Below are 14,289 nucleotides of genomic sequence, written 5' to 3' on the forward strand. Positions count from 1 at the left end.
GACTGATGGCGCACTTCTTTTATCAAACGCTTGTCGGTCAGATTATTCTTATGGTGCTCGAGACCCTTGCTGTTCTCGTCCCTTTGCTGATCGGCGTTGCTTACCTTACCCTTATGGAACGTAAGGTAATGGCTGCGATGCAGCGTCGTCGCGGCCCAAACGTTAATGGTTTGTTCGGTTTGCTGCAGGCGTTTGCTGATGCGATTAAAATGATCGTGAAAGAAACGGTCATTCCCGCAGGTGCTAACCGTATTTTGTTTCTGTTTGCACCATTTCTGGCGTTTGCCCTGGCTATGCTGGCGTGGGCTGTTATCCCTACAGGTAATGGTCTGGCTGTTGCAAATATTAATGTCGGAATTCTCTACCTGCTGGCTGTGTCATCGCTGGGTGTTTACGGTATTCTTATCGCAGGCTGGGCTTCAAACTCGAAATACGCCTTTATGGGGTCTATGCGAGCCGCGGCACAGATGGTTTCTTACGAGGTGTCCATCGGGCTGATTATTGTGTCAGTTCTGCTGGCCGTGGGCAGCCTGAACCTGAATGATATTGTGCTGGCTCAGCGGCATATCTGGTTCTGTCTGCCAATGTTCCCGGTATTCATTATTTTCTTTATTTCAGCACTGGCCGAAACGGGGCGTGCACCATTTGACCTGCCCGAAGGTGAAAGTGAACTGGTTGCCGGGTTCTTCGTTGAGTATTCTTCTCTGGCTTTCGGTCTCTTCTTCCTTGGTGAATACGCCAACATGATTCTGATGTCGGCTCTGGTTAGTATTCTTTTTCTCGGGGGGTGGCTGCCACCTATTGGCGTCTTTCCTTTTACGCTGGTGCCAGGGCCGCTGTGGCTGATTGCTAAAATTCTTTTCTGTCTGTTTGTTTTCATCTGGGTGCGCGCAACGTTCCCGCGTTTTCGTTACGATCAGCTTATGCGTCTCGGGTGGAAAGTGTTTTTGCCATTCAGTCTGATCTGGATGATTGGAACAGCAGCTTTTCTGATGGTGACTGGGCTTCTCCCTCAGGGTGGAGGTATGAACTGATGAGTACATTAAGCCGAAATATCCGCTCCTTTCTGCTGACTGAAATTGTCGCTGGTATGGCATCAACATTTAAAATGATGTTTCAGCCAAAGGTGACCCTTAACTACCCTTACGAGAAGGGGCCACTGTCAGTTCGCTTTCGTGGTGAGCATGCGCTGCGCCGTTATGCTAACGGAGAAGAGCGCTGCATTGCCTGCAAGCTTTGTGAAGCGACATGCCCGGCTGAGGCGATTACCATCGAAGCTGAAGAGCGTGATGACGGGTCACGGCGTACCACCCGGTATGACATTGATATGACCAAGTGCATTTATTGCGGCTTGTGTGAAGAAGCCTGCCCGGTAGATGCGATTGTTGAGGGGCCAAACTACGAGTTTGCGACCGAAACTCGTGAAGAATTATTCTACGACAAAGATAAGTTGCTTTCGAATGGCGATCGGTGGGAAGCCCTGCTGGCCCGCCGCCTTGAGCTCGATGCCCCGTATCGTTGAAGGGATGCTTGTCATGATCCGGCAGGAGAACGCCTGATGTTACCGCAGCTTGTATTTTATTTATTTTCAACAGTTCTGCTGATTTCAGCCGTGATGGTGATTAGTGCCCGTAACCCGGTGCACTCAGTTCTGTTCCTTATCGTAGCATTTTTTAATGCTGCAGGATTGTTTCTGGTGGCCGGAGCTGAGTTTCTCGCGATGCTGCTGGTAATCGTTTACGTCGGTGCTGTTGCTGTTCTTTTCCTGTTTGTCGTGATGATGCTTGATATTGACTTCACGAAACTGCGTGAAGGTCTCCAGCAACATGCTGCGATTGGCGTATGCTTTGGCGTGGTTCTTTTTGCCGAGCTTCTTGTCGCTGTTGGCAACTGGCATATGTCATCAGTGAGCGTAACCCGTTTGTCGGGAGCCCCCGGTCAGACGAACACCGCTGCACTGGGTGACCTTATTTATACGCACTACATCCTTCTTTTTCAGGGATGTGGCCTGATTTTGCTGGTGGCAATGATTGGCGCAATTGTGCTGACGCTCCGTCCGGTTGGTTCAGGTCGTCGTCAGATCATTGATAAACAGCATGCGCGTGTGCCCTCAGAAACACTTGAGATGATTGATGCTCCGCTGGGCGTGGGCGTCATCAGTCAGGGCGGTTTTCTGCGTCCGCACACCTCATATCATGAAACATCTGTCCCTGACTCTTATGCATCTGGCGGGCAGATCGAGGCCGATAAGAAGGAGAAAGATGTATGACCCCGGCAATCGCCTCCGTCGGACTCACACCCTACCTGGTCGTCAGTGCCGCGTTACTGGTGCTTGGAGTGTTTGGCATTTTTCTTAACAGAAAAAATGTAATCATTATCCTGATGTCTATGGAGCTGATCCTTCTCTCCGCAAATTTAAATTTTGTGGCGTTTTCGTCGGCTCATAACGATTTATCAGGTCAGATTATGGTGTTGTTTGTCCTTACCATTGCTGCTGCTGAAGCTGCAATCGGGCTTGCAATTGTGACCACTTATTTCCGCAACCGTGGTTCTATCCAGGTTGAGGATGTCACTATGATGAAGGGATGAGCGGACATGCAGACCGATCTTCACCTGTTTGCAGCAGCGATTTTTTTACCGCTTGCCGGCTCTGTCGTCGCAGGGCTTGGTGGCCGTCTCTTCGGTGATGTGCTCGCTAAGATTATTACTCTGAGCTGTATGTCTGTTGCAGCTCTGTGCGGTATTGTTACACTTTATGCTAACTGGAGTGCTGGCTTCCCGCTGCATGCGCTCCCGGTTCTTGAGTGGATCAATGCAGGTGGTTTTCATGCCGAGTGGGTTTTAAGAGCCGACACCCTGTCTGTCACAATGACGGCGATGGTTCTTTCCGTTTCTCTGCTCGTGCATTGCTATAGCCTTGGGTATATGAGCCATGAGAGTATGCCGACCTACCGGTTTTTCTCATATTTGTCTCTGTTTACCTTTGCCATGCTTATGCTGGTTTCGTCCAATGATCTGATCCAGCTGTTTTTCGGGTGGGAGGGCGTTGGCCTCGCCAGTTATCTGCTGATCGGATACTGGTACGACAAGCCTTCAGCAACAGCAGCTGCCATCAAAGCCTTTGTAGTAAACCGCGTTGCTGACCTTTTCTTTCTGGTCGGTATCGGCCTGATTTATGTTGTGTTCCACTCCGTTCAGTATGAAGCAATTTTTGCTGCCATACCCGAGATTTCTGGTTCGCATTATCATTTCCTTGGTCACTCCTGGAGCACGACAGAGATCATTGCCCTGCTGCTCTTTATTGGGGCAATGGGTAAATCGGCTCAGCTGTTTCTGCACACATGGCTGCCAGATGCGATGGAAGGGCCGACACCTGTTTCAGCACTGATTCATGCTGCAACCATGGTGACCGCAGGCATTTTTCTGATCGCCCGTATGTCACCCCTGTTTGACTGTGCGCCGTCTGTTCAGAAACTGATTGTTGTGATCGGTGCAACGACCTGCTTCTTTGCCGCAACGGTTGGCATGGTTCAGCCTGATATTAAGCGTGCCATTGCTTATTCAACCTGCTCTCAGCTGGGTTATATGTTTGCCGCGGCGGGTGTTGGTGCTTATCAGATGTCAGTGTTCCATCTGACAACTCATGCTTTCTTTAAAGCGCTTCTGTTCCTTGGTGCAGGTTCGGTTATTCATGCGATGCATGATGAGCAGAATATGTTTCGTATGGGCGGATTGTGGAAAAAGCTGCCGTTAACCTATGTGGTTATGTGGATAGGCAGCCTTGCGCTGGCCGGGGTTTTTCCCTTCGCTGGCTACTGGTCAAAGGATGCTATTCTGGAATCGCTGTGGGCCGCTAATACCTCAGTCGGCCACTATGGTTGGGCGCTGGGTACCATAACAGCATTTCTTACTGCATTTTATAGCTGGAGGCTTTTGTTCCTGGTGTTTCATGGTCGGCCTGCAAATGAGGCCGCCCGTGATGCAGCGCATGAAAGCCCGTTCTCTATGGCTCTGCCCCTGGTACTGCTTGCTACGGGTGCAACAGTTGCCGGTGTGCTTCTCGCCCCGTTCTATATTGGTGTTCATCAGGAGCAGTTCTGGAACGGTGCGATTGTGAACGGCGCTTCTAATAATATCATGGAAGCTTTTGAGCATATCCCGTCATTTATCAGCCTGCTTCCTTCTATTGCAGGGCTGTGCGGTATTGCTCTGGCTTATGTGTTTTATGTGCACTCTCCGGCTATTCCGGCAGCACTGGCTCGGGCAATGGGGCCGCTTTATCGTTTCCTGCTTAATAAATGGTATTTTGATGAGCTTTATGGGTTCATTTTTGTGCGTCCATACAAAGCGATTGCAGGCATTCTGTCGAAGGATGTCGAGTTGGGGGCAGCTGAAGGTCTGCCACGTGACCTGGCAGAACTAACGTCAGATACAGCGGGTCAGGCAGCACGGATGCAGACTGGTTCGGTGGCCATTTACGCTTTTACAATGCTGGCGGGGCTTGTCGTGCTGCTGACCGTCGCTCTGTGTGCATAAGGGGAAGAGGCATGCTGATTAATAATCTTCTCTTGCAGGTTGTTTTGAACGGAGTGCGCTGTGATGCCCCTGAATGATATCAACTGGTCACTGTCTATACCAGAAATAGCACTTGCATTTTCGGGGCTTGTCATTCTTGCCGCTGGTGTTTCGCAAAAGAAGGAGACAGCTTTTTTCCCGTGCTCGATGCTGACTCTTGCTTCTTTTCTGGGGTGTATTTTTCTGGTTATCAATGCGCCTGACGGTTCGGCGTTTTCTGGTACATTTGTGAATGACAGCTTCTCAAAAGCTATGAAGCTGCTCATTCTGGCTTCGGCTATTCTTTCAGTTCTGGTTGCAGTTGGCTACAGAGGCCTGAGCCGGACGGGGGAGAGAAAGCGGACTTTACCGTTTGAGACGCCGGTTCTTATTTTATTCTCAACGCTTGGTGCCATGGTGATGGCGTCTTCCTCTAATCTGATGACATTGTTCGTCGGGCTGGAGCTGTCATCTCTGTCTATTTATATCCTCTGCGCTCTTGAGCGTGAGAATATTTTGTCATCAGAAGCTGGTATGAAATATTTCATACTTGGCTCTCTGGCTTCTGGTCTGCTGCTTTACGGCATGTCGCTGGTTTATGGTTATGCCGGCACAATGAACTATTCCGGTCTGATGAAAACTGTTGATGCCGTTGAGGTTGTTCCAACCGGTCTTACCATTGGTGTCATTTTTATCATTGCTGGTTTGTGCTTTAAGCTCTCTGTTGTGCCTTTCCATATGTGGACACCAGATGCTTACCAGGGTGCACCAACGCCAGTGACAGCCTATATGGCAGGTGCTCCTAAATTTGCAGCTTTTGCTCTGTTCCTTCGTATTATGACCGGACCTTTTGGTCTGGTGGCTCAGCACTGGCAACTGCTGATAGAAGTCGTTGCTGTCTGTTCCATGCTTTATGGCTCACTGGCTGCTATTCCGCAGCAGAACATCAAACGTCTTATGGCATATTCTTCTATCGGTCACATGGGCTATGCGCTTATTGGCCTGGCCGCTGATTCTGCTGAGGGTGTAAGAGCTACTCTGGTTTACCTTGCCGCCTATCTGGTTATGAATGCCGGTGTATTCGGTGTCATCGCCACTATGCGCCGCAGAGGAACAGAGATGACTTCAATTTCTGATCTCGCCGGGCTGGGTAAGAGAAACCCTCTGATGGCTGGTCTGATGGCTATCTTCATGTTCAGCATGGTTGGTGTACCACCTCTGGCTGGCTTCTTTGGCAAGTTTATGGTGTTTGCTGCAGCCTGGCAGGTTGGTCTTTATACCCTGGTTGCTATCGGTGTTGTGTCAAGTATTGTGGGTGCTTATTACTACCTCAATGTCGTCAGAGTTATGTATTTTGAAGCTCCGGCTGAGAAATTTGACCGCTACGCACCGGCTCTGACACTTGTTTCTGGCAGTATGGGGCTGGCCACATTGTTCTTCCTGCTGGTATTGTCACCGATTATGTCAATCGCACAGCAGGCCGCACAGGCTCTGGTAGGGTAAAAAGAGAGTGGAATGAAGCTGGTTTGTCCGCCATGGCGCCTGGAATGTTATGATGAGCTGACTTCAACTTCTGATGTATGTAAGGAGCGCGCCCGGGCAGGGGCCGCTCCTGGTCTGGCTCTGCTGGCCCATCATCAGACAAAAGCCCGCGGCAGCCGTGGCCGCTCGTGGGTGGATGCAGGGCGTAGTCTTGCTCTTTCGGTTTTGCTTGATCCTGCCTCCGTCACATCTGATCTGCAGCTTGGGTGCTGGCCTTTCCTGGCCTCTCTGGCTTTTTATGATGCACTGGCTGATGTTGCACCGGCTGCGCGCGCTGACCTTCTTATTAAATGGCCGAATGATATTCTTCTGGCAGGGAAAAAACTTGGTGGCATTCTGCTCGAATATGAGGGGAGTGCGATGGTCATAGGTTTTGGTGCCAATCTTCATGCTCCTCCGTCTCAGCATGACATTGGCCGGCAGGTTGCCTCACTTGACGGCTATGCAGAGGTCGGTGCTGAAGCACTGGCTGAGGCTTTGTTAAAGCAAATCCATCGCTGGCTTGATGTCTGGGCACAGCAGGGTTTTGCAGTTTTATGTCACGAGTGGCAAAGCAGAGCTCATCCGGTAGGAACTGTGCTGACTGTCAGAAATGAATCATTGAATGAACAGGGCCGGTTTATAGGGCTTGAACCCGACGGGCGTTTGTTACTTGAAACCGGGCAGGGCATAAAAAAAATTGCCGCTGGCGAAGTGCTTCTGCTATCACAGGAGACTGATCGTGTTACTGGTTATTGATGCAGGGAATACCAATGTTGTGTTTGCGGTGTATGACGGCGCAGCATGGCGGGGTAGCTGGCGCATTACGACAAGTTCACAGCGGACTTCTGACGAGTATGCCGTCTGGCTTTTGACGTTATTGAGCATGAGCGGCATTGCCAGAGAGGATATTAACGGGGCAGTTATCGGTACGGTTGTTCCTGCTGCTTTATACCATCTGCGGGCGTTGTGTCGTCAGTGGTTTTCTGTGGAGCCTCTTCTCGCATCTGTAGAGCTCAACTGGGGTATAGAAGTTAAGATGGATACCCCCGAGGAGGTCGGGGTCGACCGTTTGCTCAACAGTCTGGCCGCACATCACTATTATGGCGGCCCCCTGACTGTGATTGATTTTGGTACTGCGACAACATTTGATGTTGTTGATGGTGAAGGTAATTATTGCGGTGGTGTTATCGCTCCTGGTATTAATTTGTCAGTTGAGGCATTGCATAAGGCAGCAGCCCGTCTGCCCCGCATCGGGGTCGGCAGGCCGGTTGGAGAGACGGTTGTAGGGCGGAATACGGTTTCGGCTATGAGGTCAGGCGTGTTCTGGGGGTATCTGGGATTAATTGAGGGGATCGTTGAGAGGATCAGGCGGGAAGTCGGGCAGCCAATGAAAGTGCTCGCGACCGGTGGTCTGGCTCCGCTCTTCTCAGAAGGAACGAAGGTCTTTGACCATGTTGATTCAATGCTGACCCTGAATGGGTTGCGAATATTGGCAGAGCGTAATGCTCTGCCTCGTTTTATCACTGAAAAAGACAGTTTAGCTTAAGGATAACTATACGAATGACAGAACAGAACGGCGATCTGGCCTTTCTGCCATTAGGCGGAACAGGCGAGATTGGCATGAACCTCAATCTTTATCGTCAGGGTGAAACCTGGCTTGCGATAGATTGCGGTATTGGTTTTAGTGGTAATGATACACCTGAAGCAGAAATTCTGGTTCCTGATCCGGTGTTTATTGCCGAACGACGTGACCAGCTTGCAGGTCTGATCATTACTCACGCTCATGAAGATCATATTGGTGCAGTTGCCCATTTATGGCCTTTGCTTGAGTGCCCGGTTTATGTGACGCCTTTTGCAGGTGCTGTTTTGCGCCGCAAACTGGGTGAAGCGCGTATTTTGCAGGATGTACCCATTCACGTCATTCCCTGTGGGGGACGTTTTGAGGTGGGGTCTTTCGATCTTGAATTTATACCGGTCACGCATTCTGTACCTGAGGCTCAGGCTGTTGTGCTGCGTACACCTTCAGGGGTAATCGTTCACACAGGTGACTGGAAGCTTGACCCGACACCTCTGGTTGGCCCGCCAACCGATATCGCCCGCCTGAAAGAGGTGGGTGATGAGGGTGTCCTCGCTCTGGTGTGTGACAGCACTAACGTGATGAGCTCAGGTCCGTCTCAGTCAGAGGCTGAGGTCCGTCGCAGCATGACGTCTCTTATTGCCAGTCTGAAAGGCCGTGTGGCGGTCACCTGCTTTGCGTCAAACGTTGCACGCGTTGAAAGCATTGCCATGGCTGCGCAGGCAGCGGGTCGCACAGTCGTTCTGGTCGGGCGTTCTTTGCGTAACCTTGATGTTGCTGCGCGTGACTGCGGTTATCTTTCCGGTGTGCTGCCTTTCCTGACAGAGCAGGAGGTAAATGACCTGCCTGACGATCAGGTCGTTATGATTATCACAGGCAGTCAGGGTGAGCCGCGTTCAGCTCTTTCTCGTATATCGATGGATGTACACCCCAGTGTGTCACTGGGTGAGGGAGATACGGTTATTTATTCAAGCCGTATGATTCCGGGTAATGAACGCGCGATTATGGCCGTGCAGGATAATCTGTCACGCCGTGGTGTCCGGGTTATTACTGATAAAGAGCATTTTGTGCATGTTTCAGGTCATGCAACAGGTGATGATGTCAGCATGATGTATGACCTGGTGCGGCCACGTTATGCTGTGCCGGTGCATGGTGAGTGGCGGCATCTGACAGCGCATGCTGCTCTGGCTCAGGATAAGAATATTACACCTGTGCTGCTCGAGGACGGGGATGTGCTGCGACTTGCGCCAGAAAAAGTCGAGGTTGTTGATACGGCTCCCAGTGGTCGTCTTGCTCTTGATGGTGGCCGTCTTCTGCCGATGGATGGTGGTGTTCTCGCGGCCCGTCGTAAAATGCTGTTTAACGGTATTATCATTGCCAGTGTGGCGATTGATGACGAGGGGTTTGTTATTGGTGAGCCCAAGGTCAGCGCCCCGGGTCTGCTCGACGCTGATGATCAGGAAAGTGTTCGCGTGTGCGAAGAGTTTGCCAGCGCGATTGATATGATACCTGATGAACTGCGTAATGATGATAAGGCATTTTGTGATGCAGCAAAAACGGCTTTGCGTCGCGCTTTAGGGCGTAAACTGCAAAAGCGTCCGCTTGTTGATGTACATGTTTTACGGGTGTGACAGGCGTTTTCTCCCGCGCATCATCAAAAAAAATAACACCTGGAGGCGAAAGCATCGCTTTACAGGTGTCGCGCCGTAGCGCACAGAGCATTGTAATTTTTTCAGCAGCCTGAAAGGGCTGCTTTGTTCAACAGGGCTGGGTCTTATTATGCGTCTTTCGCGCAGTTTTCTCCCGACATTTAAAGAAAATCCGGCAGAGGCACAGATTGTCTCGCATCGTCTGATGCTCCGTTCGGGTCTTATTCGTCAGACAGCTTCAGGCATTTATGCCTGGCTTCCGGCTGGTTTGAAAATTTTACGTAATATCAGTCAGATCGTACGTGAAGAGCAGGATAGCGTTGGTGCTCAGGAAGTACTGATGCCGACTCTGCAGTCCGCTGATCTGTGGAAACGCTCCGGGCGTTATGATGCTTATGGCCCTGAAATGCTGCGCATTCAGGACCGCCATAAGAGAGATCTACTCTACGGACCGACAAATGAAGAGATGATTACTGATATTTTTGGTCAGATCATTAATTCATATAAAGAGCTGCCTCAGACCCTGTATCATATTCAGTGGAAATTCCGTGATGAGGTCAGGCCACGTTTTGGCGTTATGCGCGGTCGTGAATTTCTGATGAAAGATGCTTACAGCTTTGATCTGAATTATGAGGCTGCCGTTGCCAGCTACCAGCGTATGATGCTGGCTTACCTGCGTACTTTTCAGCGTCTTGGTGTAAGAGCCGTGCCAATGCGCGCTGATACCGGGCCGATCGGCGGTGAACTAAGCCACGAATTCCTTATTCTGGCACCAACGGGTGAGAGCGGTGTTTTCTATGATGCAGCCCTTGAGGGGCAGGACTGGCTTGATACCCCGGTTGATGTGACTGATCCGGCAGCGCTTGAGACATTTTATAAACGTGTCACAACACCTTATGCCGCAACTGACGAGATGCATGATACGACTGCCTGGGAGGAAGTGCCTGAGGAACGCCGTCGTGAAGGACGTGGTGTTGAAGTCGGTCATATTTTCCATTTTGGTAATAAATATACCAAAGCAATGGATGTCAGCGTGGTGGGTGCTGATGGTGAACGTCTTTATCCTGAAATGGGTTCTTATGGTATTGGTGTGTCACGTCTGGTTGGTGCGATTATTGAAGCCAGCCACGACGATAACGGCATTATCTGGCCTGACGCTGTCGCACCGTTTAAAGCTGTTATCATTAACCTGAAAGCGGGTGATGAAACCTGTGACGCGGTATGTGAAGGCATCTATAACAAAAATACAGAAGATTTTCTGTATGATGACACGTCAGACCGTGCAGGTACCAAATTTGCTAATGCTGACCTGATGGGGCACCCGTGGCAGATTATTGTCGGGCCACGCAGCGCGAAAGAAGGACGTGTTGAGCTTAAACGTCGCGCGACGGGCGAGCGTCATGACCTGACGGTTGATGAAGCTCTGTCTCTGGTTCTGGCAGGCGCATAATGTTTGGCCCCTTTGAGCGCGCTGTCGCAGGGCGTTATCTGCGTGCAAGGCGTGGAGAGCGCTTTGTCTCTGTTATCGCTATTTTTTCGCTGATTGGCATCGCGCTCGGGGTGGCGACTCTTATTATTGTTATGGCCGTTATGAACGGCTTTCAGTCTGAGCTGATGGATCGGATTCTCGGGCTGAACGGTGACCTGACAGTTTACGGATCTGGCCGGACAATCAGCCAGTATGAAGAGGTTGTTAAACGCGTTAAAACTGTTCCGGATGTCACAAGCGCTACCCCTCTGATCGAAGGGCAGGTGCTGATTAGTTCCGGGCAGTTTAATAGTGGTGCCATTGTGCATGGCATGACAAAACAGGGGCTGACTGACCTTAAAGATGTCAGTTCCTCTCTTATCGCAGGTTCTCTCGATAAATTTGAGGGGCCTGACGCTGTTATCGTTGGTGTGTCACTGGCTTCAAAAGCTGGTCTTTATATTGGCTCGCCGGTTACGCTGATTTCCCCCGAAGGGGCGGCTACGGCTTTTGGCACCGTGCCACGTATCAGAACTTACCATGTTGTTGCTATTTTTGATGCGGGTGTGAACGATTATAACTCAGGTTATGTGTTTATGCCCCTGCATGCAGCGCAGGTTTACTTCAAAATGCCCGATCAGATCACCCAGATTCAGGTGATGGTAAAAGACGCACAGAATATTCGTAGTGTTACGCATCAGATTGTGAATGCTGTGGGCGACCCTAATGGTCTGCGCGTGCTGGACTGGACAAATGCTAACAATGCATTGTTTGGTGCGGTACAGGTCGAGCAGAATGTGATGTTTCTTATTCTGACTTTGATTATTCTGGTTGCAGCATTTAACGTGATTTCGTCACTGATCATGATGGTAAAAGATAAAACACGAGACATCGCCGTGCTGCGCACCATTGGTGCCAGCCGTGGCGCAATTATGCGTATTTTTCTGATGTGTGGTGCCTCTGTGGGGGTTACAGGTACACTCGCGGGTACTGCGCTCGGGGTTGTATTTTCGCTTAATATCGAGCGTATCCGTCAGTTTTTACAGTCTCTGAGCGGTACGAACCTGTTTAATCCTGAAGTTTATTTTCTGACCCGCCTGCCAGCCCGGCTTATATGGGGGCAGGTGGCTGAGGTCATGATTATGGCTCTGGTGCTCTCTCTTCTCGCTACACTTTATCCGTCCTGGCGTGCGGCACGAACCGACCCGGTAGAGGCTTTGCGTCATGAATAATATTGTTCTGCGTCTGTCGGGCATAACGAAAGTCTATAACAGGGGGGAGGTAAACGCTCTCCCTGTGTTACAGGGCGCTGATTTTATGCTTGAAAAAGGGCAGCTGGTCGCTCTGGTGGCACCGTCAGGTACGGGTAAATCAACGCTGTTACACCTGGCTGGTCTGCTTGATACACCGGACAAGGGTGAGATAGAAATTTGCGGACAAAAAGCCAGCGGCATTACTGAGCGCCAGCGTACAGCGTTACGCCGTGACCGTATTGGCTTTGTTTATCAGTTTCATCATCTGCTGGGTGAATTTACAGCGTTAGAGAATGTGATGCTGCCGCAGATGATTGCCGGTGTGCATAAAAATGAGGCCCGTTTTCAGGCAAAAGAACTTCTTAATCTGTTTGGGTTGTCCCATCGTGTCAGTCATCTGCCAGGTAAGTTATCCGGTGGCGAGCAGCAGCGTGTGGCCATTGCCCGTGCACTGGCAAATAAACCGTCTTTATTGCTGGCTGATGAGCCAACAGGTAATCTTGACGTTAATACTGCCGATCGCGTTTTTGAAGAACTGACACAGGCCGTCAGAGAGCAGGGGCTGGCAGCATTAATTGCCACGCATAATGAAGAGCTTCTGTCGCGTATGGACAAGGTTATTACGCTGCGTGACGGGCTTATTGCAGAGCGATGACACAATGTGGTCATCGCATTTATCTGATCAGTAGCTGCAGACGACTTTTTCAATCGCTTTTCTGGTGCGGTTAGCTGTGGGTGGCGTAATGCTGCTGAACCAGGCTGCTGGCTGCCCTTGTTTGTCAAAGATATATTTATAAAAATTCCATCTTGGCTGTGCAAAAAAACCGAGTTCTTTCGTCAGCCATGTAAAAAGAGGAATGGCAGTATTCCCTTTTACAGAGCTGCGTGCCGCCATAGGAAAACTGACCCCGTAGTTTTTATGACAAAACGTGCTGATCTCGGCAGACGTGCCTGGTTCCTGCTGACCAAAGTCGTTGCATGGGATGCCAATAACCACCAGGCCGGTTTTTTTAAACTGGGACCAGATAGCCTGTAAGCCTTCATATTGTGGTGTAAAGCCGCATTGTGATGCTGTGTTGGTAATCAGTAAAGGGCGCCCTTTATAAGCTGCCAGATCCAGAGTGCCGCCGTCTAAAGCAGGCAAAGTAAAATCGTACACTGTTGTCATTAGAAAAATCTCTATTAATAGCTTAGGCAGGATATACGAGAGAGACTCTAACATATGCGCAGGAGAAACAGGATGGGAAAACTATGCGGAAATCAGAGGCCCTTTTCGGGTTCTTCTTCTGACTTCCGCACGTAGTTTTCTAAAAGATTGCGTTCATTATTTTTGTTCATTATATTGAACTTAATCCCGTATTTGGAACAATGAGGGCATCGGCCTTTTTTGTCAATAAGGAAAATAAAAATGGTTGTGACAAAACAGGCTGATTCTGTTCCGGCTCTACGCAGGGCTGTTCGCGTTCTGGATATGGTGAGGGGAGCATCACACCCGCCTTTAGCGGCAGATGTGGCCCGTCAGCTTGGTTTGCCAAGGAGTACAACCCACGGGCTTCTGGCTGTCATGGTTGAGCTTGGACTGCTGGAAAAGACCGTTAATCACGGTTATCGTATCGGAACACGTTTGCTTGAGTGGGTTGGCGGAGCTGCCGAAAAGCGTGATCTTGTCGCAGAGTTTTATCATGCACTTGACGGGTTTTCCGGGCTGGATTCATTTACCATCACCCTGACTCTGCTGGAGGGGATGGAAGTGGTGTACGTAGCCTGCCGCAGCAGTCAGACCGGGCTGAGTGCGTCTTTTCGGGTCGGGATGCGCCTGCCGGCAATTTTTACAGCCACAGGGAGCGCGATCCTGGCCGAAATGGATGATACTTCATTCAGGGAGTGGCTTACGTTATACCCGGCTTCTGCCTGGCCTGAGCCGCTGACGTCAAAAAGTGTATGTTCTGTGACCGGTCTTGTCCGTGAAATTGCCGTAATTCGGGAGCGAGGCTATGCTGTCGATAGTGAAAATGTTTACGAAGGGTTGTGGTGTGCCGGAGCAGTTGTAAGGGATTACTCGGGGCATGTCGTGGCGGGGCTTGGCATCAGCCTGTTGCAGGCTGAAGTAGGGCGTTATGACATAGCATCGCTGGGTAACCGCGCTATGGCTCTTGCACAGGCGGTTTCTAAGCGTCTGGGATACAGGTCCGTTTCTGCGGCCTGAAGGGGCGTTCGGGTCTGACGCTCTGTTCACAGGCGCGCTTTTTTAATGCGTCTCCTGGA

14 protein-coding genes are annotated in these 14,289 nt (G+C 50.5%); 13 read left to right on the forward strand and 1 reads right to left on the reverse strand.

Translation table 11 applies throughout. From position 1 onward, the window contains the following. Nucleotides 1–5: 5 nt before the first annotated feature. From nuoH to HK11_RS09095, 12 genes are all read left to right on the forward strand, one after another. Nucleotides 6–1,034: an NADH-quinone oxidoreductase subunit NuoH gene (gene nuoH / locus HK11_RS09040; RefSeq protein WP_086555009.1), complete on the forward strand. Its 1,029-nt coding sequence runs from the start codon at nucleotides 6–8 to the stop codon at nucleotides 1,032–1,034. Then, nucleotides 1,034–1,522: an NADH-quinone oxidoreductase subunit NuoI gene (gene nuoI, locus HK11_RS09045; RefSeq protein ID WP_086555010.1), complete on the forward strand. Its 489-nt coding sequence runs from the start codon at nucleotides 1,034–1,036 to the stop codon at nucleotides 1,520–1,522. Before nuoH ends, nuoI begins: the two co-directional genes overlap by 1 nt. 36 nt (nucleotides 1,523–1,558) lie before the next feature. Continuing rightward, nucleotides 1,559–2,269, forward strand: a complete 711-nt coding sequence (locus HK11_RS09050) for an NADH-quinone oxidoreductase subunit J (RefSeq protein WP_086555011.1) — start codon at nucleotides 1,559–1,561, stop codon at nucleotides 2,267–2,269. Beyond that, a complete protein-coding gene (nuoK, locus tag HK11_RS09055) occupies nucleotides 2,266–2,589 on the forward strand; it encodes an NADH-quinone oxidoreductase subunit NuoK (protein WP_173559295.1) in 324 nt (107 codons plus the stop codon). The genes HK11_RS09050 and nuoK overlap by 4 nt, the downstream gene beginning before the upstream one ends. A 6-nt stretch (nucleotides 2,590–2,595) precedes the next feature. Continuing rightward, a complete protein-coding gene (nuoL, locus tag HK11_RS09060; RefSeq protein WP_086555012.1) occupies nucleotides 2,596–4,536 on the forward strand; it encodes an NADH-quinone oxidoreductase subunit L in 1,941 nt (646 codons plus the stop codon). Nucleotides 4,537–4,614: 78 nt separating this feature from the next. Beyond that, nucleotides 4,615–6,057, forward strand: coding sequence for an NADH-quinone oxidoreductase subunit NuoN (gene nuoN, locus HK11_RS09065; protein ID WP_086555056.1), 1,443 nt, complete (start codon nucleotides 4,615–4,617; stop codon nucleotides 6,055–6,057). 12 nt (nucleotides 6,058–6,069) lie between these two features. Beyond that, complete coding sequence (locus tag HK11_RS09070) at nucleotides 6,070–6,834, forward strand: biotin--[acetyl-CoA-carboxylase] ligase (RefSeq protein WP_086555013.1); 765 nt, start codon at nucleotides 6,070–6,072, stop codon at nucleotides 6,832–6,834. Then, nucleotides 6,818–7,624 carry a type III pantothenate kinase gene (locus tag HK11_RS09075; RefSeq protein WP_086555014.1) on the forward strand — a complete coding sequence of 269 codons (807 nt, stop codon included), beginning with the start codon at nucleotides 6,818–6,820 and terminating at the stop codon, nucleotides 7,622–7,624. Before HK11_RS09070 ends, HK11_RS09075 begins: the two co-directional genes overlap by 17 nt. 14 nt (nucleotides 7,625–7,638) lie before the next feature. Further along, a complete protein-coding gene (locus HK11_RS09080; RefSeq protein ID WP_086555015.1) occupies nucleotides 7,639–9,285 on the forward strand; it encodes a ribonuclease J in 1,647 nt (548 codons plus the stop codon). Nucleotides 9,286–9,433: 148 nt separating this feature from the next. After that, complete coding sequence (gene proS, locus HK11_RS09085; protein ID WP_086555016.1) at nucleotides 9,434–10,753, forward strand: proline--tRNA ligase; 1,320 nt, start codon at nucleotides 9,434–9,436, stop codon at nucleotides 10,751–10,753. Further along, complete coding sequence (locus HK11_RS09090; RefSeq protein ID WP_086555017.1) at nucleotides 10,753–12,003, forward strand: lipoprotein-releasing ABC transporter permease subunit; 1,251 nt, start codon at nucleotides 10,753–10,755, stop codon at nucleotides 12,001–12,003. Before proS ends, HK11_RS09090 begins: the two co-directional genes overlap by 1 nt. After that, a complete protein-coding gene (locus tag HK11_RS09095; protein ID WP_086555018.1) occupies nucleotides 11,996–12,679 on the forward strand; it encodes an ABC transporter ATP-binding protein in 684 nt (227 codons plus the stop codon). The genes HK11_RS09090 and HK11_RS09095 overlap by 8 nt, the downstream gene beginning before the upstream one ends. Nucleotides 12,680–12,706: 27 nt before the next feature. On the opposite strand, the gene HK11_RS09100 is transcribed toward HK11_RS09095, so the two are convergent. Beyond that, nucleotides 12,707–13,192: a glutathione peroxidase gene (locus tag HK11_RS09100; RefSeq protein WP_086555019.1), complete on the reverse strand. Its 486-nt coding sequence runs from the start codon at nucleotides 13,190–13,192 to the stop codon at nucleotides 12,707–12,709. Between the two features lie 240 nt (nucleotides 13,193–13,432). On the opposite strand from HK11_RS09100, the gene HK11_RS09105 reads away from it, so the two are divergent. Then, on the forward strand, nucleotides 13,433–14,230 hold the full coding sequence (locus HK11_RS09105) for an IclR family transcriptional regulator (protein WP_194299611.1): 798 nt from the start codon (nucleotides 13,433–13,435) through the stop codon (nucleotides 14,228–14,230). Nucleotides 14,231–14,289 lie beyond the last annotated feature (59 nt).

Source organism: Acetobacter sp. DmW_043 (assembly GCF_002153485.1).
Taxonomy (GTDB): domain Bacteria; phylum Pseudomonadota; class Alphaproteobacteria; order Acetobacterales; family Acetobacteraceae; genus Acetobacter; species Acetobacter thailandicus.

Excerpts from the sequence above, each read along its gene's own strand:
- nuoH (WP_086555009.1), top strand. The coding sequence starts at position 6 with ATGGCGCACTTCTTTTATCAAACGCTTGTCGGTCAGATTATTCTTATG.
- nuoI (WP_086555010.1), top strand. The coding sequence starts at position 1,034 with ATGAGTACATTAAGCCGAAATATCCGCTCCTTTCTGCTGACTGAAATT.
- HK11_RS09050 (WP_086555011.1), top strand. The coding sequence starts at position 1,559 with ATGTTACCGCAGCTTGTATTTTATTTATTTTCAACAGTTCTGCTGATT.
- nuoK (WP_173559295.1), top strand. The coding sequence starts at position 2,266 with ATGACCCCGGCAATCGCCTCCGTCGGACTCACACCCTACCTGGTCGTC.
- nuoL (WP_086555012.1), top strand. The coding sequence starts at position 2,596 with ATGCAGACCGATCTTCACCTGTTTGCAGCAGCGATTTTTTTACCGCTT.
- HK11_RS09070 (WP_086555013.1), top strand. The coding sequence starts at position 6,070 with ATGAAGCTGGTTTGTCCGCCATGGCGCCTGGAATGTTATGATGAGCTG.
- HK11_RS09080 (WP_086555015.1), top strand. The coding sequence starts at position 7,639 with ATGACAGAACAGAACGGCGATCTGGCCTTTCTGCCATTAGGCGGAACA.
- proS (WP_086555016.1), top strand. The coding sequence starts at position 9,434 with ATGCGTCTTTCGCGCAGTTTTCTCCCGACATTTAAAGAAAATCCGGCA.
- HK11_RS09090 (WP_086555017.1), top strand. The coding sequence starts at position 10,753 with ATGTTTGGCCCCTTTGAGCGCGCTGTCGCAGGGCGTTATCTGCGTGCA.
- HK11_RS09095 (WP_086555018.1), top strand. The coding sequence starts at position 11,996 with ATGAATAATATTGTTCTGCGTCTGTCGGGCATAACGAAAGTCTATAAC.
- HK11_RS09100 (WP_086555019.1), bottom strand. The coding sequence starts at position 13,192 with ATGACAACAGTGTACGATTTTACTTTGCCTGCTTTAGACGGCGGCACT.
- HK11_RS09105 (WP_194299611.1), top strand. The coding sequence starts at position 13,433 with ATGGTTGTGACAAAACAGGCTGATTCTGTTCCGGCTCTACGCAGGGCT.